The following is a 22,346-nucleotide window of genomic DNA, read 5'->3' as shown; positions in this document are numbered from 1 at the left end:
TATTTTTAACATAACCAACGGTTTCAACCGTTGGAACACAATGCATGTACGCAATCCTTTCCTCAAAATTTATCCGCCGTGAATTACACAAATTTTCACGAATTAATTATGAAACTTGGTTGAAAACGAATTGGTGCAAATTCGTGTAATTCGTGGCAAACAATCTACAAACCTGATAATTATCAGGTTTTTAAAAATTATTTTTTTTTTCATTTGCTTTTATTTTAACCTGAAAACAAATGACAAAAACACCATTGCATACTTTCCATATTCCGGTAATGGGACTTGCCTATACCATAGACAGCCCAATAAGAGTGGCTCAATACGGGATTTCATCTGTGGTTTCAATCGCTGATGACGATCTAATTGAAAAGATGCGTAATTTCTACAGCACTAAATTCAACATTCCATACGAAGAAATAAGTCAGAAATTTCACGATTATCGCGCTGAAAGAATTACTTCTTACTTAAATTTAGTTGACAAAATTGTAAAAGAAAAATTTGAAACTTTTAAAACTGAATTAGCAGAAAGCAAAACGGCTCTTGAAAATTTCATGTCGATGCTGCCTAATACTTCTGATATCAAAAAAGGTTTCCAGAACTTATTGGATGACGGTATTTCTTTTAAAGAAAACATTCAAAGTTATATTGAATCACATCTTTTTCCAGGAGAAATTGATGTTAACATTATGACAAAACTGGACAAAGATAATTTTATTAAAAACGAACAGCTTCCAATTGAATTTAATGACGCTCACGCTGCTTTAAGAGGTTTCGCAAATAGTAATTTAGAATCGTCTGTTGTACTTTCTGCGGGAATGAATCCGAGATTGTACAGCTACTTTGAAAACTTCAAAGATTTTTTCCCAAATGAAAAGAACGAACTGAAAAAGAAAATTATTCTAAAAGTGAGTGATTTTAGATCGGCTATGATTCAGGGTAATTTCCTCGCTAAAAAAGGACTGTGGGTTTCTGAATATCGAATTGAATCTGGATTAAACTGCGGCGGTCACGCTTTTGCAACTGATGGACTGTTATTAGGGACGATTTTAGAAGAATTCAAGCAGAAAAAAGAACAATTGGTACAATCTGCTCACGACTTAATGATTAAAGCTCTACAGCTAAAAAATCAAGCTTTTCCAGAAAATCCTTTAGAGTTAAAAATTACGGTTCAAGGCGGTGTTGGAACTGCTGAAGAACATGAATTTTTATTAGACCATTACAAAGTTGATTCTGTGGGCTGGGGAACTCCATTTTTATTAGTTCCAGAAGCGACTTCTGTCGATCAGGAAACGCGAAATTTATTAATGAAAGCCAAAGAAGATGATTTGTATTTAAGTCATATTTCGCCTTTGGGAGTTCCGTTTAATACTTTGCGAGGCACTTCAAACGAAATCTTAAAACAAAAACGTATTCACGAAAATAAGGCAGGAAGTTCATGCCCGAAGAAATTTTTAGCCTTAAGCAAAGAATATGATCCTCATGGAATTTGTACGGCTTCAAAAAAATATCAGGATATAAAACTAGCAGAACTAGAAGGCGTAAAAGACACTTTATCTGCTGATGCATTTGAAAAAAGCAAAATCAAAATCACAGAAAAATCATGTTTATGTGTTGGTTTGGCAAATGCTTCGTATCTTGAAAATGACATTAAAATAAAAGGTCAAGCGCAAGGCGTTGTAATTTGTCCGGGACCAAATATGGCTTATTTTGATCATGAAGTTTCATTAAAAGAAATGTTACAGCATATTTATCAAGGCAAAACAATTTTAAGAACAAATGACCGTCCTAATTTATTTGTGAAAGAATTGAAAATGTATGTTGATTATTTTAGAAATGAAATTGAAACAATTTCTGGTGAAGTAAGCACAAATCAGCTTAAAAAATGGAATTCTTTTAAAACAAATATTTTAGATGGAATTGAATATTATCAAAATCTATTTTCATCTACTTTTTACTTTAAAGCTGAAGAAGAAAAAATCAAAAAACAATTCAATTTTTATAAATCTGAATTAAACGCAATTTCAATACCGACTTTGCAATTAGCTTAAAACAAAACCCCGATCAAGATTTCTTAATCGGGGTTATTTATTTAAACAGAAAAGGCAGTTACTCCTTTTTCTTTTTACTGTCAATAATAGCACCTGTTCCGGCTCCAACTCCTGCGCCCGCTAATCCGCCTATAATTGCACCTTGTCCTTTTTTCTTACTGACAATTGCTCCAGTGGCTGCTCCAACTCCTGCACCAATTACTGCGCCTTTAGCTGCAGAGCTCCAACCTTTCTTTTTAGCCGGTGCTGCTGCTGTTGTCGCGGCAGCAGTTCCATTTGCTTGCTGATGTACAACAACAACTTTTTCTTTTTCAGATTCAATTTTTTGTTCTTCTTTAATCTTAGCCATTTCAGTCTTCATTGAATCGATAACTCGCTGCTTGTTAATCTCAACTTTCATTGAATCAATACTGGCTTGTTTGGCTTTATTTATATCTTCTTTAGTTTGATTCTGACAAGAAGTTAAAAGTATTACCGCTAATAATATATATAAGCCTTTCATGATTGTAGTTTTTAATAATTATACATTACAAAATAAAGAATATCTGCTACAATGCTTATTACAGAATTTTTTGGAAAGTTTATATGATTTGAAGATTATGGGTTTTTCTCGCAGCTTATTTTGGATCTGACTTGATGTTTTAATCTTGCGAAGACATGAAGTTATTTTACCACAGATTAAAAAGATTTCTAAAAATGGGGCTAAATTTCTCCCGCAGATTTTGCAGATTGAGCGGATTATTCTTTTATAAACTTTTGAAAAAAAGTATTTAATCTGCGGAAAACTAAAAATGTATCTATTTTTGCCATTTCTAGGAACGAGAAATCGCACTAGAAATTCGACAAAGATTAGTGACATGCTTTGCGGAGCAACTAGTGCGATTTCTCGTTCCTCGAAATGATAAACAATAACGAATATTACTTTCCTAAAATTCCTTTTTTCAAAATTTGCCCAAAGTCATACATATCCTCATAAGAACAATACAAAGGAACTGGCGCCAGACGAATTACGTTTGGTTCACGCCAATCTGTAATAACTCCATTTTTCATTAAATAATCGAATAGGCTTCTTCCTTCTCCATGTAGAAAAACAGATAATTGCGAAGCTCTTTCTTCTGGATTTACAGGTGTAATAATTTCAAAAGTACTTTCAACTTCCTTATCAATTTCGTGCAGAATAAATTCTAAATAAGATGTTATATGATCACGTTTTGCAATTAAAGCATCCATTCCAACCTCAGCAAACATTTCTACAGAAGCCAAATAGGGCGCTAAAGACAGAACTGGAAGATTACTAATCTGCCATCCTCCTGCTCCTTGAACAGGATCAAAGTTTGGCTCCATTTTAAAACGACGCTCTTTATTGTGACCCCACCATCCTGCAAAACGTGGTAAATCTGGATCACTGTGATGTCTTTCGTGAACAAAAACTCCAGAAGCATTTCCTGGTCCTGAATTCATATATTTATAACTGCACCAAGCAGCAAAATCTACATTCCAATCGTGAAGTTCTAATTTGATATTTCCAGCAGCGTGCGCTAAATCCCAACCAACTTTTGCCCCAGCTTTTTGTCCAGCTGCAGTAATAGTTTTTATATCAAAAACTTGTCCTGTATAATAATTTACTCCGCCAATTAAAACTAAAGCTAATTCATCGCCAACTTCTTCAATTTTTGCTAAAACATCTTCAAGACGAATATTATGCTCTCCTTCACGGCGTTTGATTTCTACAATGGCATCTTCTGGTTTATATCCATGAAAATGAACTTGACTCTGAAACATATATTGATCTGATGGAAATGCTTTTTCTTCGCAGATAATTTTATAACGCTTTCCTTTTGGCTGATAAAAAGAAACCATCAATAAATGAAGATTTACGGTTAAAGTATTCATAACGGTAACTTCTGACGGAAGTGCTCCCACAATCTTACTCAATGGTTCAGCGAATCTTTCCTGATAATCCCACCAAGGTTTCTCTGCATAAAAATGACCTTCAACAGCTAATTCTGCCCAGTCATTCATTACCTCATCTATATAAGCTTTTGTGCGTTTTGGCTGTAATCCTAAAGAATTTCCTGTGAAATAAATTACTCGTTTATCATTTACTTTTGGAAAAATAAATTGGTCTTGATAGTGATTCAATGAATCTTGAGCATCTAATTGTTTCGCGAATTCGCGTGTATTTTGAAAAGTCATTGTGTTTTTGTTTTAAATGCTAAAATAACAAAAATTGTTTGTTTTGTTTCAAGTTTAAGGTTTCAAGTTGATATGCTTCGTGGTATTTAACCGCAAAGTTCGCGAGGTTTTTTATTCTGTTTGTGTTTGCCAAATGCATAAGAACGCAAAGCTTTGCGAACTTTGCGGTTAAATTGCATAACGAACATCAAACTTGAAACCTGAAACTTGAAACCATTAAAAACAGAAAACCCGACAGATTCTAAAAAACTGTCGGGCTCTTATTTTGAAAATAAATTCTAATTAAAGAATTAACATCGCATCTCCGTAAGAATAGAATTTGTATCCTTCTTTGATTGCTTCGTCGTAAGCTTTTTTCATTAAGTCATGACCACAGAAAGCAGAAATCATCATTAACAATGTTGATTTTGGTGTGTGGAAATTAGTAATCATACAGTTTGCAATACTAAAATCATGAGGAGGAAAAATAAATTTATTTGTCCATCCTTCATAAGGATTTAAAGTATTTGCAGAAGAAACAGAACTTTCGATTGCACGCATAGAAGTTGTTCCTACAGCACAAATACGTTTTTTCTTTGCTTTTGCTTCATTTACGATGTCGCAAGCTTCTTGTCTGATGATTAATTCTTCTGAATCCATTTTGTGTTTAGATAAATCTTCAACCTCAACCGGATTAAAAGTTCCTAAACCTACGTGAAGTGTAACCTCAGCGAAGTTTACTCCTTTGATTTCTAATTTTTTCAAAAGGTGTTTTGAGAAGTGTAAACCCGCAGTTGGTGCCGCTACAGCTCCTTCTTCTTTTGCATAAATTGTTTGGTATCTTTCAGCATCTTCGGCAGTAACCTCTCTGCTGATATATTTAGGAATTGGAGTTTCTCCAAGTTCTGTCAATTTGTTTCTAAACTCTTCGTAAGAACCGTCATATAAAAAACGTAATGTTCTACCACGAGAAGTTGTATTATCAATTACTTCGGCAACTAATGAATCGTCATCGCCAAAATAAAGTTTATTTCCAATACGGATTTTTCTAGCTGGATCAACTAAAACATCCCATAAACGCTGCTCAGAATTTAATTCTCTTAATAAGAAAACCTCAATTCTTGCACCTGTTTTTTCTTTGTTTCCGTACAAACGCGCAGGAAAAACTTTTGTATTGTTAAGAATTAAAACGTCTCCGTCATCAAAGTAATTGATAACATCTTTAAACATTTTGTGCTCTATTGTTTGTTTTTGACGGTCAATTACCATTAAACGAGATTCATCTCTATTTTCTGCCGGAAATTCAGCCAAAAGTTCTTTCGGTAAATTGAAATTGAAGTGTGATAATTTCATATTTGAAGTTAGATTTTAAAATATCAATCTTAGACTTTTTTATCTAAAATTTTAAATCGCTTGCAAATATACGATTGTGAGATAGGCGTTGTCAAGTGTTTTGACGTTTATTTTCAAAAGCCCTTGATTTAGTGGAGTTTTCAGAACCATTAAAAATGTTTTTACCTACAAAAAACATCTCCAACATATTATTGTCATTTCGACGAAGGAGAAATCTCCGTTGCAGAATCGACAAAGATTGACTTTTCTTCACGGAGCTTCTTGCGAAGATTTCTCCTTCGTCGAAATGACAAACTATGCGATTATAGCCAAACTCAAGCATAAAAAAACCTCTGGCTGCAACCAGAGGTTATATAATTTAAGCTATTTTATTTAAATGAACTTATATCACTTATATGGTTCAACTTAATTACAATTCTGAAACTTGAAAGTTTAAAGCTTTTAAATCATTCCAAAAATCTGGATATGATTTTGAAACCACTTCGGCGTCGTCTATAATAATTGGCACTTTTATAGCAAGCGGCGCAAATGCCATTGCCATACGGTGATCGTTATAAGTTGCAATATGAACATCGTGATTAATTTCTCCAGATCGCAATAAAGTCAAACTGTCATTAGTTACAGAAATATTGGCTCCTAACTTTGTAAGCTCGATTCTTAAAGCTTCAAGTCTATCTGTTTCTTTAATTTTTAAAGTATGAAGACCTGTTAAATGACATCCGATTCCTAAACCTAAACAAGTTACTACGATTGTTTGGGCAATATCTGGTGTATTATTCAATTCAAAATTCACATCTTCATATGTAAAACCTACCTGTTTTTCCAACGTCATTTGATTATTTTGGAAGGTAGTTTTTACACCCATTTTTTCATAAAGAGATACTAATTCTGAATCTCCTTGCAAGCTGTTTTCTTTATAACTGCTTAAAGTTATTTTTGCAGCATCGGCCAAAGCCACAAGGCTGAAGAAATACGACGCAGAACTCCAATCAGATTCTACAACCATTTCTTTTGATTCAACAGATTCTTTAGGATAAACTTTTATTACATTTCCTTCAAAACTAGTTTGTATATCTAAATCTTTTAACAAAGCCAAAGTCATTTTGATATACGGAATCGAAGTAATTTCACCTTCTAAAGTCAATTCTAAACCATTCTCTAATTTTGCTGCTACTAACAATAACGCCGAAATATATTGGCTGCTAACATTTGCTGCTAAAGTAACTTTTGAAGCGGTTACTTTTTTTCCTTTGATTCGAATTGGCGGATAACCAACTTCTTTTTCATATGAAATTTCAACTCCTAATTGTGCCAAAGCTTCAACTAAAATTTTAATCGGACGCTCTTGCATTCTGCTTGAACCTGTCATTACCACTTCTCTGCCTTCGTTAACTGCAAAATATGCTGTTAAGAAACGCATTGCCGTTCCAGCGTGATGAATGTCAACAATTTCGTCATTTCCAGCTAGAGCTTTCTGCATTACTTCGCTGTCATCAGAGTTTGAAGTATTGGCTAATGTGATATTTGGGAATAAAGCTTTTAGTAATAATAAGCGATTTGTTTCGCTTTTAGAACCCGTGATATTTAGTTGCGAATCATCAATCGTAAATTGTGAATTCGTGCTTAATTTTAAATTCATGATTTTAGTTATGTGTTGCGAATTGTGAGTGACATAATTCGAGTGCGCAATTTACCACTCCTCGCCCGTAAATCAAAATCTGAGTTAAAATTTCACAATTATTTCAATTTATCGTTGTTTTTGTGACGATCTTTATCTCTAACCGATTTTAAGTCCATTTTTTTATCAAAAGCGGCTTGTAAATCGATTCCTGTTTGATTCGCCAAACATAAAACAACAAAAACAACATCGGCTAATTCTTCGCCTAAATCTTTATTTTTATCACTTTCTTTTTCTGATTGTTCTCCATAACGACGAGCAATAATTCTAGCCACTTCGCCTACTTCTTCGGTAAGCTGAGCCATATTGGTTAATTCGTTAAAATAACGAACGCCGTGTTCTTTTATCCAAGTATCAACATCTAGTTGTGCATTTTTCAAATCCATGATTGTATTTTTAAGCAAAAATAATCCTAATCTTTCAATACAACTAAATTCTTTTTAAAACTATTTTCTCTGTTTCTTTTGCAATCATTGCGTTATAATAATCTTTCAGCATTTCATACTTTTCTGCAGACACGATTGCTTCACTAATTTGATATGCAATTGTTAACTGGAGAAAATTTCCATCAGCCGCGATATTGTATTTAAAACTTCCCAAATTATCTTCCATATTTACAGCACTTGGAGCAGGTATTGTTTCAATTGCAAATCCTTCAGGAATTGTAATCGTAATATTATATTTATCTAAAAAAGGATATCCAAAATAAACTCCCATTTGTCTATCTTCCTGTACAAAAGGATTTTTAGACTGCGTATAGAACAACATAGGACTTACATACAATTTCCCTCCTATCCTTTCCACAAAATTATCAGTTTCAAAAGTAAAAGTTTCTACAAGCGGATCGGAAATATTGGAAATTTTATTAGTTACTAAATAATCTGAAATCTTTAGATCGCCAAGCTGCTGCTCCAATTTGTCAAGATAATTCTCTTGATTTTGTTTTCCGTTTTCGACTCTAAATCTATAAGCTTTATAATCTGTTCTTTGAATTCTAATTTTTCCATCGACTTTTCCCTTTTCATTAATTCTAAAGCTTATATTAACATTTTCTCTTGAAGGTTGTACTGGAACTAAATCAATTTCTTTAGAAGTTCCGTCACTCTTAATTAATCTTCCCTTCCAGTTTAAAATATTTAAAGGAAGTATATCTGGTGATGTAAATTTTCTAGATGCATCTAATAAAATCTGCTTTCCATCAATTTCAACTGCTGCAATTACATAATTAAATCCGGTCCTTGTAGGATATATTGGAATTCCATTTTCAATTGTACTCACCAAAACTGGATTTGCTTCTATTCCTGCCCATTTCAACATATTTAACAGTATGAAATTGATTTCTACAATATTTCCAGTTTGATCTTTATATGCCTTTTCAATTCCTTTATCTGTGTATAAGCTATTAATTTCATTCCAGTTCATTTTATTCTGAACGAACTGAAAAATAACATTCATTCTGTCTTTTTGAGACGGAACATTTGCCACTATCTTTTTTACGTCTTCCAACAAAAAACTATTATTATTGAGTTCTTTCCCAAAACGATCATCTTTAAAAATAGTAGAAGCTACACCTTCCCATGTTATTGTATAATCCTTTACAGGCTGATCCGGCATTCGGACACGTTCTAATTCATGTTTGATAGAGCCTCGGTAATTCTCTATATTATTTACATAAGGTTCTTCTTTTAGTGCAGAAATATTTTTCCCAGAATACGATGCATTAATCTGCTTGTAAGTCATTGAACAATCTTGACCATATTTATTTATAAAACCCTGACTTCCCGTCACAATTTTAGAATTGTTTTCTAAGGCATGATTACCTACTAAAAGAGTTTTATAGATATAATATTCTGGAAACTCTGTTTTATATTCAAAATAATTTAAAGGAATACTATATTGAAAATCAAAATCGGGAAATTGAACAATATTTTCAGTCTTTAAAATGTATTTATACTCTATTATAGACCCAACTTTTACATTTGGAAATGTAATTGATTTTTCATTCCAGTATTCATTAATTTTCTTCTTGAATTGTGCCTGATTTTCAAGCTTTGTTTTTTCAATTTTACCATTTTCAAGATTGTAGGTTACCGCATTTGAAAATGTCAACAAGTCGTCATTTAAATTCTGATATCCAACATAATATTGTACCTTCTGATTGGCCCATTTGAGACCATCTTTTTTGTATATTTTGATTTTAAATTCATAAGTATGAATTGCCGAAAAACCGATTTTATCATTGTAAGTAAAGACCGTTTTCCCTTTTTTAAATAAAACTGCGGCTGCAGCTGAAGAATCTGCAGGATGTATTTTTTCCTGCAATTCATCAACAGTAACTTTTCCAAGCTCATAATTTTGAGCGTTGGTTTTCACAATTCCAAAGATTAAAAAAGCAATTAATACTAAGGTTTTAAAGTTCATATTAAATTCTTTTTAAAACTATTTTCTCTGTTTCTTTAGCAATCATTCCTTTATAATATTCTTTCAGCATATCGTATTGATCCGTTGAAACAATTGCTTCATTTATCTGGTGCTGAATATTTAATTGCAATGTACTGCCATCTGAAGCAATATTAAATTTAAAGCTTCCTAAATTATCCTCCATATTAATAATGGCAGGTTTTGGAAGAGTCTCAACTGCAAAACCTTCTGGAATCCTAATAATAATATTATATTTATCTAAAAACGGATACCCAAAATCTACTGGATATTCTCTTACTTCTTGTTTAAATGGATTTTTTTCGTTTGTAAAAAACAACATTGGGCTAACGTATATTTTACCCCCTATAACTTCGCATAAATTATTCCCTGCAAACGAATATGATTCTGTAATTGGCATCAAGAGATCTTTTTCGTTTGTTTTTGAGTAATCAGAAACTTCTATTTTATTGTTCTCGTTCTCTAGTTTTTCTAAATATTCTTCTTCTTTTAAACTAAAAATATTCTTTCTGGTAATCATCGCATTATAATCTGTGCACTGTCTTCTGGTTTTTCCTGTAACTTTACCTTCTGGATCAATACTATAATTTATAAAAACAATATCATTTGAAGCCTTTTTAGGCATTAAATCTACCTCTTCAGAACTACCGTCTTTTCTAATTAATCTTCCTAACCAGTTTAGAGTTCTAAGAGGTAAAACATTTGGGGTTGAAAATTTATCAGATGCATCTAACAGAACATTTCCGTTTGGAGTTTCGACCGCCGCAATTACATAATCAAAAGCATTTCTATTAGGAAAAAATGAAATCCCATTAGAACGTGTGCTCACCAATACTGGATTTGCAGTTAAACCAGCATAACGCAGCATTGCGGTTAACATCAAGTTGATATCGGCAATATTTCCTGTTTTTTCTTTGTATGCTTTTCTTACTCCATTATCACAGGTATAACCCGTATAATTATTCCATTTTACATTCGATTTCACATGATTTAAAATGGCTATTATTTTTTCATCTGCATTTTTTTTATCCCCCAAAAGTGTTTTTAAATCCTCCTCAAAATAACCAGTTTTATTTAATTCAGGACCAAAATCATCATAGTTATAAATCGTTGTTACAACTGAATTCCAATCTGTAGAATATGTTTTCATTGGTGAATTTGGAAAGTTAGTCATAGATAATTCATGTTGAATACTAGAAACATAGTTATCAATATTATTCACATAAGCTTCCTCTTTTATAGCTGGAAAATCAACCGCTAAATAGGTCGTTTGAATTTCTGAATAATCTAATTTGGATGTTGAAAATGATGTACTTGCAACACCAGTACCTCCACTCAAGCTTCTCTCCTTATTTCTAAAAACAATTGATTTTGAATTTTTAATAGACGTAATTTTAGGAAAAACATATCCCTTTTGCCTAGAATTAAAAACATAATATTGTGGAATATAAGTTATAAACTCAGAATAATTAATTGGAATAGCAGCTTGAAAATCCCATTCTCGAATCGTATTATCTCTAGGACTTCTAATAGTATATCTAAACTCAACAACTGACCCTTCTTTAACATTAGGCATTGTTATCTTTTTTCTCCCTCTGAATTTATCTACAACTTCATCAAAAATCCCTTCACTTTTCAGTTTTACTTTTTCGACCTTGCCATCTATCAAATTATAGGTATAGGCATCTGTAAAAGAAACCTTCTCTGGCAAATTACTAGTATTATAGTACCAAACCCCTTTATTCGCCCAATTATATCCTTCCTTTTTATAAATTTTAATTCTGGTCTCAACATCAGTTAAATTTATAAAACCATCATTTTCATCATATTCAATTCTCGTTTTTCCTCTTGTATACAATACAGCTGCCGCTGCCGATGAGTCTTTAGGATGAACTTTTTGTTCCAGTTCTGCAATTGACACTTTTCCTAGTTTAAATTCCTGCGCGTTTATTTTTGAAACAAACAACAACAAAATCGATAAACATAATGGTTTACTAAATTTCATTTTGGTTATGGTTTATTTGGGTTAGTTTTTGGTTAATATAATTTTAGCGTTATCGTTTCGCGAAACTTGCTCCATAAAAAGTCTATACTCATCATATTCTTTACTAGAATACTTGCCGTGATTTAAATACATAGACCTTTTATAGGTTAGTTTATTATTTTCTTTTTTAATTATCTCTGTTTTATATTCTCCGAATTTTCCTTTAAGCTCATAGTTTTGAGGAAGAAATTCGATACTAAAACCTGTAGGAAGATTTATTTCAATTTCATCTGTATCTAAATAGCCGCGTTGAATTTGAAATGGATTTTTACGGTTTCTTATTCGTTTAACATTGTTTGAGTTTTGATTGAAAGCATCAACGGTAAAAATCAGTTTGTTTCCAGAAATCTGACCATAATTTGCTGCGCTTATTTGTATATCTTCTACAAAACGAATATTCTCTTTATCATTAGTAAACGTTATTTTACCCAATTTCAAATTATTGATGTTATCCCAATACTCTTTATAATGCTCCTCTTTTTCTTTTGGCTGTAAAGTCTCAACTCTAGCTTTCGCAGCATATTGACTTCCTTGTGAATCTATTTTTAGAACACCCCAGAAATCTCCACTTTCATTAATACTATAAGTTCCTTTTCCTATTTGAGTATTTCCTTTATCCTCATAAATTTTAGTTCTAACAATTTCTCCGCCTTCAGGTTTAACTACCAAAACATCTCTATCATCTGTAAAAACTCCCTGATAACCAAAAGGATCGTCTTGACTTGTACATTCCAACCAAGTATAAGTTTCTCCAGATGGAATTGCTAAAATGATATGGTTACCTTGTTGAGATACAAAATCTGACTTAATATCCATTTTGTAATTATCCCCATATAATTTAGTATAATATGATTCTACATTTACAGATTTCAATAGTGCTTTAGTATAATTGGTTAAAGCTTTACAATCTCCATAACCTAATCGATCTACATCACTCGCTTTCATAGGTCTCCATCCTCCAATCCCTTCTTGAATAGAGACATATCTCACTTTTTTCTGCAAATAATCATAAATTAATTTAGCTTTTTTTATTGGATCTTGTTCAGCTCCGACCAAAGCTCTCATTTTAGCTTTTGTCTCATCAGATATTTCATCTGTACCCACTAAAATTTTATCTGACCACCATTTACCAAATTCTTGCCAAGTTTTTGCATTTCCATCTACTCCTTCTAGATTGAAAAATTCTAATCCCATCATCACTTTTGGATATAAATCAGAAAAAGAAGGACTATAATCTTCATACCTCTGAGCCAAAATGTTTGACGCTAAATAAGTAAGCTGAGAATCACTATCTTTAATTTTATTTATCTTATAATTTTCAAATTGGTATTCTTTTTTTCTCAAACCCAAACTTGGCAAACACTTTACATTTAATATGTTTTTTTCTACACTAGAATTATATTCTGTAATTGGCATCCACGAAGGAATAAATGCTGTTGTTGAAGTCTCTGTCTCACTATTATAGACTACAGTAAATGGGTAAGAAATTGGAGTATAATTAAGATAAAGATTTCTATTGTCCGATATTAACGTTCCATCACTAATAGCACTTTGATCTTTAAAATCTTTCCTCTTGATTTTTTTTATCTCATTTCCAAAACCATCCAAAATAGATGCTTCAATATTTTTAACGGAAGAATTTTTACCATAAATTTCATAAGCGTTTACAGCATTAATTCCTTTCTCATTTAATACCGTTACAACACGTTGAGTTTTGATACTCATATTTCTTTGTGATGAAATTGTAATATCAATTTGATTTAATCGTACAATAGAATTTGCATTCTCTTTTAAGCTGTCTGCAATAGTTAAAACAGAATATTCACTCTTTTGGGCAAAAGAAATGGAGAAAAATGAGAGAAAAAATAACGTAATAAAAGCAGTTTTCATTAGTAAGTAATTTCGCCAAATATATATTTTTTTTAGAAATTCTTAACACTTGTCTAATGATTTTTTAATCTCTGTTTTTACTGTCTATTAAAATAGTTACGGGACCATCATTTATCAGGCTTACTTTCATATCAGCACCAAAAATTCCAGTTTGAACTTTTTTATTGAACTCTTTTTCTAAAGACTTTACAAAGTTCTCATACATAGGAATCGCAAACTCAGGTTTTGCAGCTTTTATGTAAGATGGTCGGTTTCCTTTTTTTGTAGAGGCGTGAAGTGTAAATTGACTAACGACAATTATATCGCCGTCGATGTCTTGAACCGAGCAGTTCATAACATCATTTTCGTCTCCAAAAATTCTCATTTTAATTATTTTTCCAGCAAGCCAGTCAATATCTTCCTGAGTATCGGCATCTTCAATTCCAACTAAAATCAATAATCCTTTTTTAATATCTGCTGTTTTTTGACCATCAACTGTGACAGATGCCTCAGAAACTCTTTGAAGTACAATTTTCATTTTTATTTTGATCTTATTGCAGCGTAGTTTATTAGCCACAGATTACACGGATTAAACAGATTTTAAATTTTGGCGTTAGATGCACTGCAGTGCATCTCTACAAATTGGATTGGAATTTTACAAAATTTGATCTCGGAATTTGAAAATTTTATTTCTCTTCGAACTATAATTAACCATTCACAATTAATAATTATTTTCTTGTTTCATCACTCGCTGCACGATCATCACCATAAATATCAGTTCGGTAATGTTCTTCATCACCTTCTAATATCTTAAGATAACTGTTGTAGCGCGACCAGGCGATTTCATCTTTTTCTAAAGCAGCTTTTATAGCGCAATGCGGTTCTTCTTTATGCAAACAGTTATTGAATTTACATTGATCTTTAAGCTTAAAAAATTCAGGGAAATAACCGCTGATTTCTGTTGGCTCCATATCAACAATTCCGAAACCTTTAATTCCTGGAGTATCAATAATTCGGGCATCAAAAGACAAATCATACATTTCAGCAAAAGTTGTTGTATGCTGTCCCTGTTTACTTTGTTCTGAAATTACGGTAGTTTTTAAATGAAGGCTTGGTTCCATCGCATTCACCAAAGTTGATTTTCCAACTCCAGAATGTCCTGAGAACATACTTACTTTACCTATCATCATTTCTTTCAATTTATCAACTCCTTTATTTTCTGTTGAAGAAATTCTTAGGCATTTATATCCTATTTCGGTGTAAATATGTTGTAAATAAAGCTGATCGTCTAATGTCTGTTCATTCAGCGTATCAATTTTATTAAAAATCAGTACAGCTTCAATTCCGTATGCTTCGGCAGTAACCAAAAAACGATCGATAAAACTTGTAGTTGTTGGCGGATTATCAATTGTAACCAACAAAAACACCTGATCGATATTCGAAGCTATAATATGAATCTGCTTTGACAAGTTAACCGATTTACGAACGATGTAGTTTTTTCTTTCGTGAATATTATGAATTGTTCCCGTTAAAGCATCCGAAGTTTCTTCTAATTCATAATCGACAATATCGCCTACAGCAATAGGATTGGTACTTTTAATTCCTTTCATCCTAAACTTCCCTTTCATACGGCATTCGATAAAATCGCCTTTTTCAGATTTTACGGTATACCAACTTCCTGTAGACTTATAAACGGTTCCTGTCATTCAAATTTTAGATTTCTGATTTTAGATTTCTGATTACTCTTTAATCTAAAAAATTAAAAGGCAAAATTACGTTTTTAGAATGGAACAACGTAATTTCGCCTTTTATTTTTGAAAGACATCCTCTTAATTGGTAGACTTTACCAAATAATTTCGGCTAAAACTTGATTCTCTTTTATTTTTCCTAACTGAATTGTTTTCAAAGTTCTGGACGTTTTTCCTGCTTTTGTTGTATAAATTTCAACCATAATTGTTGCAGGACCATTTTCCGTCAATGTCGTTTCTCCAAAGAAATTAGTTTTAATTTGATATTTTCCTTTTACCGCATTTCTAATTAAGTATTGTTCTGGGCCATAACCTTCTGTAAAATCTTTAGAAAACCTTCCTCCAATTTGTGTAGAAGTGTGGCTATAATAACATTCTTCATTTGTTGGTTCAATTACATGCAAATCCAAATCAACATCCATTTGGTTCCAGTTCATAATGATTCTGATATCAACAGGCATTTTTGCAAGGTACTTTTTATCAAGTTTAGCCGTTTTTATACCAGAATGTGCTGTTATCATACGATTAATATCCATTAAAATAATATCTTCTACACCTTCATACTGACCGCTCATTTCTCCATAATAATTTACTTCAAGGGCTTTAATTAATTCATCAAAAGCTTCTTGATATTTTCCCGCATCTTCTAGTGTTAAAGCATAATCTCTAAAACTCTGTGGTTCATGCTCTCTCCATTTTACGACTTGTTTTGCGGTAAAAACGGCATCATTATAATCTTTCCATTGACGCAAAGTATAAGTCAACGTTTTATAAAGCTGATGATTCTCTAAACCTAAATCAGCAATATTACTGATGATCAGCAGCGCTTTTTTAAGATCGCCCTGATTGTAGAAAAAATGAGCTACATCAAAATAAAAACTCGGATTTCTTTCTTGTGCTTTTCTTAAATCCAAATACAAATCATATTGTTTTTCTTTTGGAGCCGAGGTCAACGCTTTTAAATACAATCTGTCTGGATTCCAACTTTTTGTTTGCACAACTCCGCTATTTGAAGATTGCTTTTTCGTTGTTATAATAATAACTCCATTTGCCCCTTTGCTGCCATAAGCAGAAATTCTCGACGCATCTTTCAATACATCAACTGTATCAATATCATCTGACTTTAAATCAGTCAATTCACCCTCATAAAACTGACCATCAACTATAATTAAAGGCTTATTTGAATCTCCAGCTAAATAACCTCTGCTAAAATTTAAATCTTGTGAAAGGTCTTTGTTTTTTGAAACATTTTCCGGAAGATAACCCACTAAATCTGATTTTTTTTGAGTACCGTATCCCACTACAACTGTTTCTTGTAATTTAGTAGAATTTGAATCTTCCTTAATTACTTCACTTCCAACTTTCTTATCTTTTAATTCCACAATTACTGGTATATCTTCAGTAACCTCTTGTGCTTTTGCAACCACAGGTGCAACAAATTTTACCTGATCAACTTTTGGTGGAGTAGATGTATTATACACAGCATTATCTTCCACAATAACAGTTGAAACTGATCCTGCCCCAACAGGTTCGTCTATTGTTACAGCAGCATCAGGATCTCCTTTTATAGTCTCAGTTCCAATTCTTAAATCCCCATTTCTGCTTTCAGCACTTGACGGCGGCGGTGGCCCTGGAACTTGTCTTTTGTGTTTATACTTAGATGCTATTTTTTGTCCATTATACTTAAGATTCTTTTTCCACCAAACATCTAATCCCTTAAAATAACTTTCTATATTGTCCCAATTACTTTTTTGCTGAGCCAGAGTAGTATCATGTTCCTGTTTTTTAATCCTGTCAAATTCAGCACGTAATTCTGCTGGCGGAATAATATCGTACATAATATAATCTCTCACATTTTCCAGAACAATCAATGAAGTATTTTTGGTTACAATGCCGAATTTCTTTCCAAGAAACTCTATTTCATCTGCGTTTTTAGCGTATTGCAATTCAAGGTTGGCAATTTTTTTCTGCGCCCAAAGTTTTTCAATATTTACATCAGTAGAACTTTGAACAGATCCATCAAGCGTAATTTTCTTTTCTAAAACAGCTTCATTATTATAGCCGAATAATAAAGTGATTTCGTTTTTTGGATTTAAAGAAATTCCTGAAAAACTAAAATTTCCCGAAACTGAAGTTCCTTCCATCGGAAATAAATCAGTCACAGTCAAATTCTCTTTTATGCCAAGAAACTTCAAACTTGAATTTGTCATTTTATCCAAAGCCGTTTCTGAATTTATCTGATTTAAATTGATGAAATTCCCGCCGGTTTTTGTTGAAGAAAAATTCAAAAAAGCAAAATCTGCAGAAACTGAAGAGGTAATCGCGTAAATAGGTTTTTTAGTTTTTGGCATAAGATTTTCGCTCAAAGAAGATAATCCATCAGAGAAAAATAAAAATTCATCCTGATTTTCAAAACTAATTTGAGAATAACGCGTTCCTCCATCGTATTTTGTGTTTTCTAAAATGGTCTTTAATTCGCTCCAATTTCCATTAGAAATCACAAATTCTTTTTGTTTTTCAAAAGTGTAATTTAAAAAGTACAAAGTCACTTTTGTGTTTTTTATCTTTTGGAAATAAGCATCCAGCAAATCCAATTCTTTCTTTAAATCTCGGTTTTTACAGCTCAATGAATTATCCCAAATCAAACCAATTGAAGCAGGAGTTTTTTTAGCGATTTTGTTTCCCTCTATAAAAGTATTTCCATAAAAATAATATTGACCGCCAGCATCCTGCATCACAACACTTGGGATATTTTGCTGAATTGGAATTTTAAGAACTATTTTTTCTTGTGGCTGATAATTTTCTTTTTTTAGCGAAGCCTGAAAAGCCTGATTCCATTTTGAAAAAGTAATTTCGTTTCCTGAATTCTCAGTAACAATTGGTGCCATTTCAGCTCCCAAAACCGAAACATTAATTTCGAACTGATCTAATTTCTTTGGAAATCGGCTTACCAATTGATACGCTAAATTATCTTTATCAAAAGCCGAAAGTTCTTCTTCATAACCAATAACAACAGTTCGTTCGCCATTTGGCAGCAGCGGATAAATTCTTGTTTTAAAATTATTTCCATCGACTTTTTCTAATAATCCTGGATCAACACGACGATGTTCGATTGCCTCAAAAACTTGTTTTCCTTTATTTTTATTCACCGGAACAGCTTCGCGCAATTTCCCGTTTATGTCAATCGCATATCTGGAAACTGAAACATTTTCTGGCAGCGGAAAAATAAGTTCTGCTTCCATTTGACGAGTTCCTGAATTAAAAAAATGCATTTCGGCAGTCGTATAAGCAATATTGCCCACCACTTTTACATTGACGAAAAGCTTATTCATTCTCACTTTTTCGGCTTCTTCACCTTTAACAGTAAGTTCAGGACTTTGCGCGAAAGTTTTTGTTCCAACAAAAACAAGAAAGAAAAGAAATACATTCAAATTCATTTGAAAAATGCCCGGAGCAGACAAAAACAATTTTAATTTCATGATATAAAAATTAAGGTTCATATTGTTATAGAGAACAAAAAATACCAAAAGGTTGGGAAGATAATTATTTTATTTTTTATCTGTTTAATATGAATTCAATATAGCAATAAGTTTATCTTTAGTGACCTTGTAAATCATATCAAAAATCAAATTATTTAATTATATTCAACGAGTAAATGATGAATTTAAAAATCTGCATCATTTTTCTATTACATCTCAAAAAAGAATAAAATGATATCGAAAACAAAATGTGCTGTAACAGCTTTATTAGCCATCTTTCTTGTTTCTAACGGAATGAAAGCACAGGCAAAAGCAATTAATATAGAAAGCAATTATATTGCAGATCCTCCCGTGACGACAAACAGCCACGCATCAACTTTAGTGGAAAACAAGCCAAATGAGATTTTAGCAGCTTGGTTTGGAGGAAAATATGAAGGATCAAAAGATGTCGGAATTTATATTTCAGCTTATAAAGATAAAAAATGGTCGGCACCAAAAGAATTGATTCAGCCCTTAATAAAAGGTGCAGATACACTGCCTTGCTGGAATCCGGTTCTTTTTAAAGCTAAAAGCCAGAATTTGTATTTGTTTTACAAAGTAGGAAAAAATCCAAGAGAATGGTTTGGCGCTATGATTGTTTCCAAAGATAACGGAACAACTTGGGGAGAACCAAAATACCTTCCAAACGGAATTTACGGACCAATTCGTAATAAACCTATTGAAACTATTCCAGGAATAATTTTATGTGGGAGCAGTACCGAAAGTGTTACTACTGACGAATGGAGAATCCATGTTGAAGAATATACAGAAGCAACTGATTCTTGGAAAAAAATAGCGGTAGAAAACAGTCAAAATTTTAATGTCATTCAGCCGACATTTTTAATTCATAGCGCTACAGATATTCAGATGTTATCCCGAAGCAAACACAATAAAATAGTTTCAAGCTGGTCTGGAGATAACGGGAAAAGCTGGATAAGAACCAATACAATCAATATAATCAATTCCAATTCAGGAATAGATGCTTTAACCATAAATAAAAACCTTTTTTTATTGGTAAACAATCCATTACCACAAGGAAAAGACTGGTTTAACGGAAGAAATATTTTGGACGTAGAATATTCAAAAGATGGTCTGAACTGGAAAAAATTATTTGATCTGGAAAAACAGGAAAAAGGCGAATTCAGCTACCCGGCAATCATCCAGACTACTGATAAAAAAGTACATGTTTTATATACTTATGATAGAAAGTACATCAAACATACCGCATTCGATTTGAATTAATCGGTACAATATGAGAACTCTTAAATTGTATCATCTTAATGATCCGATTTTCTCGCAAATTTATTTTCCATTTAAAGAAGCACAAAAAAATCCCCAAAGCTCGAAAGCAATGGGGATTTAATATAAAAAAACAATCTATTTTTAAAATTGTGATATAAGAAAACTTAAATTAACTTATATCACTTATATGTTTTAAAGAAAATTATGCGTTGAAAATTTTCTCTTGGTGACCAATACTTTCTTGGTGAATTGCTTTGAACATTCTTAAAACGAACTCTTCAGTAAGACCTTTTTTCTCACCTTCCAAAATCATTTTTCCTAAGATTTCGTTCCAACGGTTGTTTTGAAGAATCGCAACGTTCGCATCTTTTTTCACCTGACCAATTTCGTCAGCCACTTTCATACGTTTTCCTAACAATTCTAATAAGTTAGCATCAAGAACATCGATGTTAGCTCTTAGTTTTGTCATTTTTTGGCTGTACTCATCTGTAGTATCATCTGTTTTTCTGATCGTCAAATCTTTAATGATTTGTTTCAAAACATCTGGAGTAACTTGCTGCGCAGCATCAGACCAAGCATTGTCTGGATCAATGTGCGTTTCGATAATCATACCATCGTAGTTCAAATCTAGAGCCTCTTGCGTTACTTCGAAAATCATTTTACGATCTCCTGTAATGTGAGATGGATCGATGATTAATGGTAAATCAGGGAATTTATTTTGCAATTCGATAGCAATTTGCCACTCTGGAATGTTTCTGTATTTTGTTTTTTCGTAAGTAGAGAAACCTCTGTGGATAACTCCTAATTTCTCGATTCCAGCCATATGTAAACGCTCAACACCACCTAACCATAAAGCTAAATCTGGGTTTACAGGGTTTTTAACCAAAACGATTTTATCAGTTCCTTTCAAAGTATCAGCAATTTCTTGAACTGCGAAAGGGTTTGCAGTTGTACGAGCACCAACCCATAATACGTCGATATCATGTTCTAAAGCTAGTTTACAGTGAGCTGCAGTTGCAACTTCAGTACCCATTAATAAACCAGTTTCAGCTTTTGCTTTTTGTAACCATTTTAATCCGATTTCTCCAACACCTTCAAATCCTCCTGGACGTGTTCTTGGTTTCCAGATTCCTGCTCTGAAAACACTTACTTTTGAATCTTTTAATTCGTGAGCAATTTTCAATACTTGATCTTCAGTTTCTGCACTACATGGTCCAGCTATCACAAGTGGGTGATTTAAATTGAAATCTTCTAACCACTTTCTCATTTCTTTCTTATTTTCCATCTTAATTCTAATTTACTTTTTAGTTGTTGTTAATCCGTTTAGTATTTCTTTTATTTTATTTGTGCTTTCCATTTCTTCAAAAATGGCATTGTAATCTTCATCTTTCAACAAATCCCTAAACCGACTGAGATTTGAAATGTATTCTTCTAATGTTTCCAGAACGTGTTCTTTATTCTGTTTAAAAATTGGTGTCCACATTGCTGGCGAACTTTTTGCTAAACGAACCGTGCTTTCAAATCCACTGCCCGCCATGTCAAAAATATCCTGTTCGTCTTTTTCCTTATTCATTACTGTTTTCCCGAGCATAAACGAACTAATGTGCGACAAATGCGAAACGTAAGCAATATGTTTGTCGTGTGAAGTCGGATCCATATATCGAATCCTCATTCCTATTTCGCTAAAAAGCTTTAATGCCTTTTCCTGCAATTTAAAAGTGGTTTTTTCCACTTCGCAAATAATGTTTGTCTTTCCTTTAAACAAACCTTTTATTGCCGCCGAAGGTCCTGAAAACTCCGTTCCTGCTATCGGATGCGTGGCAATAAAATTTCTTCTTTTCGGATGATTGGCCACGGCATCACAAATTGGTTTCTTCGTTGATCCAACTTCAAAAACAATTGTTTTATCTCCAACCGAATCTAGAACTTTAGGCAAAACCGTCAACGCCACATCCACCGGAACCGAAACGATTACAAAATCGGCTTCAGCCAAATCTTCAAAACTTCCCGCTTCGTCGATAACTCCTAAATCAATGGCTTCCTGCAAATGTTTTTCGTTGCTGTCGATTCCAAAAATCGTTGAATCAGGATGTTGGTCTTTGATGTCCAGCACCATCGAACCGCCTATTAATCCTATTCCTATTACGTATACTTTCATAATTCTTTTTTTTTCCTGCAAGGTTTTCAAAACCTTGTAGGTTTATATAATCTAGACTTTCAAACTAATAC

Annotated in this window: 15 protein-coding genes; 2 read left to right on the top strand and 13 right to left on the bottom strand. The window is 32.7% G+C overall.

The window, feature by feature from the left end; genetic code table 11:
• Positions 1–239: 239 nt before the first annotated feature.
• Complete coding sequence (locus ACHRV0_RS05180; RefSeq protein ID WP_395440115.1) at positions 240–2,051, top strand: hypothetical protein; 1,812 nt, start codon at positions 240–242, stop codon at positions 2,049–2,051.
• Positions 2,052–2,109: 58 nt separating this feature from the next.
• On the opposite strand, the gene ACHRV0_RS05175 is transcribed toward ACHRV0_RS05180, so the two are convergent.
• The 11 genes from ACHRV0_RS05175 to ACHRV0_RS05125 all read right to left on the bottom strand — a co-directional run bounded on the left by ACHRV0_RS05175 (position 2,110) and on the right by ACHRV0_RS05125 (position 18,836).
• Entirely contained in the window at positions 2,110–2,553 is a 444-nt protein-coding gene (locus tag ACHRV0_RS05175) for a YMGG-like glycine zipper-containing protein (protein ID WP_395440114.1), read from the bottom strand.
• Positions 2,554–2,969: 416 nt separating this feature from the next.
• A complete protein-coding gene (gene kynU, locus ACHRV0_RS05170) occupies positions 2,970–4,247 on the bottom strand; it encodes a kynureninase (protein ID WP_395440113.1) in 1,278 nt (425 codons plus the stop codon).
• 282 nt (positions 4,248–4,529) lie between these two features.
• A complete protein-coding gene (gene queA / locus ACHRV0_RS05165) occupies positions 4,530–5,579 on the bottom strand; it encodes a tRNA preQ1(34) S-adenosylmethionine ribosyltransferase-isomerase QueA (protein WP_089054258.1) in 1,050 nt (349 codons plus the stop codon).
• Positions 5,580–5,988: 409 nt separating this feature from the next.
• A complete protein-coding gene (locus ACHRV0_RS05160) occupies positions 5,989–7,218 on the bottom strand; it encodes a 3-phosphoshikimate 1-carboxyvinyltransferase (RefSeq protein WP_395440112.1) in 1,230 nt (409 codons plus the stop codon).
• A 98-nt stretch (positions 7,219–7,316) separates the two neighbouring features.
• Positions 7,317–7,643, bottom strand: coding sequence for a nucleotide pyrophosphohydrolase (locus ACHRV0_RS05155; protein ID WP_012022600.1), 327 nt, complete (start codon positions 7,641–7,643; stop codon positions 7,317–7,319).
• 43 nt (positions 7,644–7,686) lie between these two features.
• On the bottom strand, positions 7,687–9,678 hold the full coding sequence (locus ACHRV0_RS05150; protein ID WP_395440111.1) for a DUF3857 domain-containing protein: 1,992 nt from the start codon (positions 9,676–9,678) through the stop codon (positions 7,687–7,689).
• 1 nt (position 9,679) lies between these two features.
• Positions 9,680–11,701 (bottom strand): DUF3857 domain-containing protein, encoded by a 2,022-nt coding sequence (locus tag ACHRV0_RS05145; RefSeq protein ID WP_395440110.1) that lies wholly within the window; start codon positions 11,699–11,701, stop codon positions 9,680–9,682.
• A 21-nt stretch (positions 11,702–11,722) separates the two neighbouring features.
• Complete coding sequence (locus tag ACHRV0_RS05140) at positions 11,723–13,630, bottom strand: DUF3857 domain-containing protein (protein WP_395440109.1); 1,908 nt, start codon at positions 13,628–13,630, stop codon at positions 11,723–11,725.
• A gap of 64 nt (positions 13,631–13,694) precedes the next feature.
• Positions 13,695–14,147: a D-aminoacyl-tRNA deacylase gene (dtd, locus tag ACHRV0_RS05135; RefSeq protein ID WP_395440108.1), complete on the bottom strand. Its 453-nt coding sequence runs from the start codon at positions 14,145–14,147 to the stop codon at positions 13,695–13,697.
• 190 nt (positions 14,148–14,337) lie between these two features.
• Entirely contained in the window at positions 14,338–15,315 is a 978-nt protein-coding gene (gene rsgA, locus ACHRV0_RS05130; RefSeq protein WP_129024494.1) for a ribosome small subunit-dependent GTPase A, read from the bottom strand.
• Positions 15,316–15,452: 137 nt separating this feature from the next.
• Positions 15,453–18,836 carry a VIT domain-containing protein gene (locus ACHRV0_RS05125; RefSeq protein ID WP_395440107.1) on the bottom strand — a complete coding sequence of 1,128 codons (3,384 nt, stop codon included), beginning with the start codon at positions 18,834–18,836 and terminating at the stop codon, positions 15,453–15,455.
• Positions 18,837–19,067: 231 nt separating this feature from the next.
• On the opposite strand from ACHRV0_RS05125, the gene ACHRV0_RS05120 reads away from it, so the two are divergent.
• Positions 19,068–20,117 (top strand): exo-alpha-sialidase, encoded by a 1,050-nt coding sequence (locus tag ACHRV0_RS05120; RefSeq protein ID WP_395440106.1) that lies wholly within the window; start codon positions 19,068–19,070, stop codon positions 20,115–20,117.
• A 202-nt stretch (positions 20,118–20,319) separates the two neighbouring features.
• On the opposite strand, the gene ACHRV0_RS05115 is transcribed toward ACHRV0_RS05120, so the two are convergent.
• Complete coding sequence (locus ACHRV0_RS05115) at positions 20,320–21,402, bottom strand: bifunctional 3-deoxy-7-phosphoheptulonate synthase/chorismate mutase type II (protein WP_089054266.1); 1,083 nt, start codon at positions 21,400–21,402, stop codon at positions 20,320–20,322.
• Between the two features lie 12 nt (positions 21,403–21,414).
• Positions 21,415–22,275: a prephenate dehydrogenase gene (locus tag ACHRV0_RS05110; protein WP_395440105.1), complete on the bottom strand. Its 861-nt coding sequence runs from the start codon at positions 22,273–22,275 to the stop codon at positions 21,415–21,417.
• Between the last annotated feature and the right edge of the window lie 71 nt (positions 22,276–22,346).

It is taken from the genome of Flavobacterium sp. FlaQc-30, assembly GCF_044005885.1.
In the GTDB taxonomy this organism is placed as follows: Bacteria; Bacteroidota; Bacteroidia; order Flavobacteriales; family Flavobacteriaceae; genus Flavobacterium.
This window is presented reverse-complemented; position numbering and strand designations above follow the sequence as displayed.

Bases quoted from the DNA above. Each gene is read 5' to 3' on its own strand.
- ACHRV0_RS05180 (WP_395440115.1), top strand. From the start codon at position 240: ATGACAAAAACACCATTGCATACTTTCCATATTCCGGTAATGGGACTT.
- ACHRV0_RS05175 (WP_395440114.1), bottom strand. From the start codon at position 2,553: ATGAAAGGCTTATATATATTATTAGCGGTAATACTTTTAACTTCTTGT.
- kynU (WP_395440113.1), bottom strand. From the start codon at position 4,247: ATGACTTTTCAAAATACACGCGAATTCGCGAAACAATTAGATGCTCAA.
- queA (WP_089054258.1), bottom strand. From the start codon at position 5,579: ATGAAATTATCACACTTCAATTTCAATTTACCGAAAGAACTTTTGGCT.
- ACHRV0_RS05160 (WP_395440112.1), bottom strand. From the start codon at position 7,218: ATGAATTTAAAATTAAGCACGAATTCACAATTTACGATTGATGATTCG.
- ACHRV0_RS05155 (WP_012022600.1), bottom strand. From the start codon at position 7,643: ATGGATTTGAAAAATGCACAACTAGATGTTGATACTTGGATAAAAGAA.
- ACHRV0_RS05150 (WP_395440111.1), bottom strand. From the start codon at position 9,678: ATGAACTTTAAAACCTTAGTATTAATTGCTTTTTTAATCTTTGGAATT.
- ACHRV0_RS05145 (WP_395440110.1), bottom strand. From the start codon at position 11,701: ATGAAATTTAGTAAACCATTATGTTTATCGATTTTGTTGTTGTTTGTT.
- ACHRV0_RS05140 (WP_395440109.1), bottom strand. From the start codon at position 13,630: ATGAAAACTGCTTTTATTACGTTATTTTTTCTCTCATTTTTCTCCATT.
- dtd (WP_395440108.1), bottom strand. From the start codon at position 14,147: ATGAAAATTGTACTTCAAAGAGTTTCTGAGGCATCTGTCACAGTTGAT.
- rsgA (WP_129024494.1), bottom strand. From the start codon at position 15,315: ATGACAGGAACCGTTTATAAGTCTACAGGAAGTTGGTATACCGTAAAA.
- ACHRV0_RS05125 (WP_395440107.1), bottom strand. From the start codon at position 18,836: ATGAAATTAAAATTGTTTTTGTCTGCTCCGGGCATTTTTCAAATGAAT.
- ACHRV0_RS05120 (WP_395440106.1), top strand. From the start codon at position 19,068: ATGATATCGAAAACAAAATGTGCTGTAACAGCTTTATTAGCCATCTTT.
- ACHRV0_RS05115 (WP_089054266.1), bottom strand. From the start codon at position 21,402: ATGGAAAATAAGAAAGAAATGAGAAAGTGGTTAGAAGATTTCAATTTA.
- ACHRV0_RS05110 (WP_395440105.1), bottom strand. From the start codon at position 22,275: ATGAAAGTATACGTAATAGGAATAGGATTAATAGGCGGTTCGATGGTG.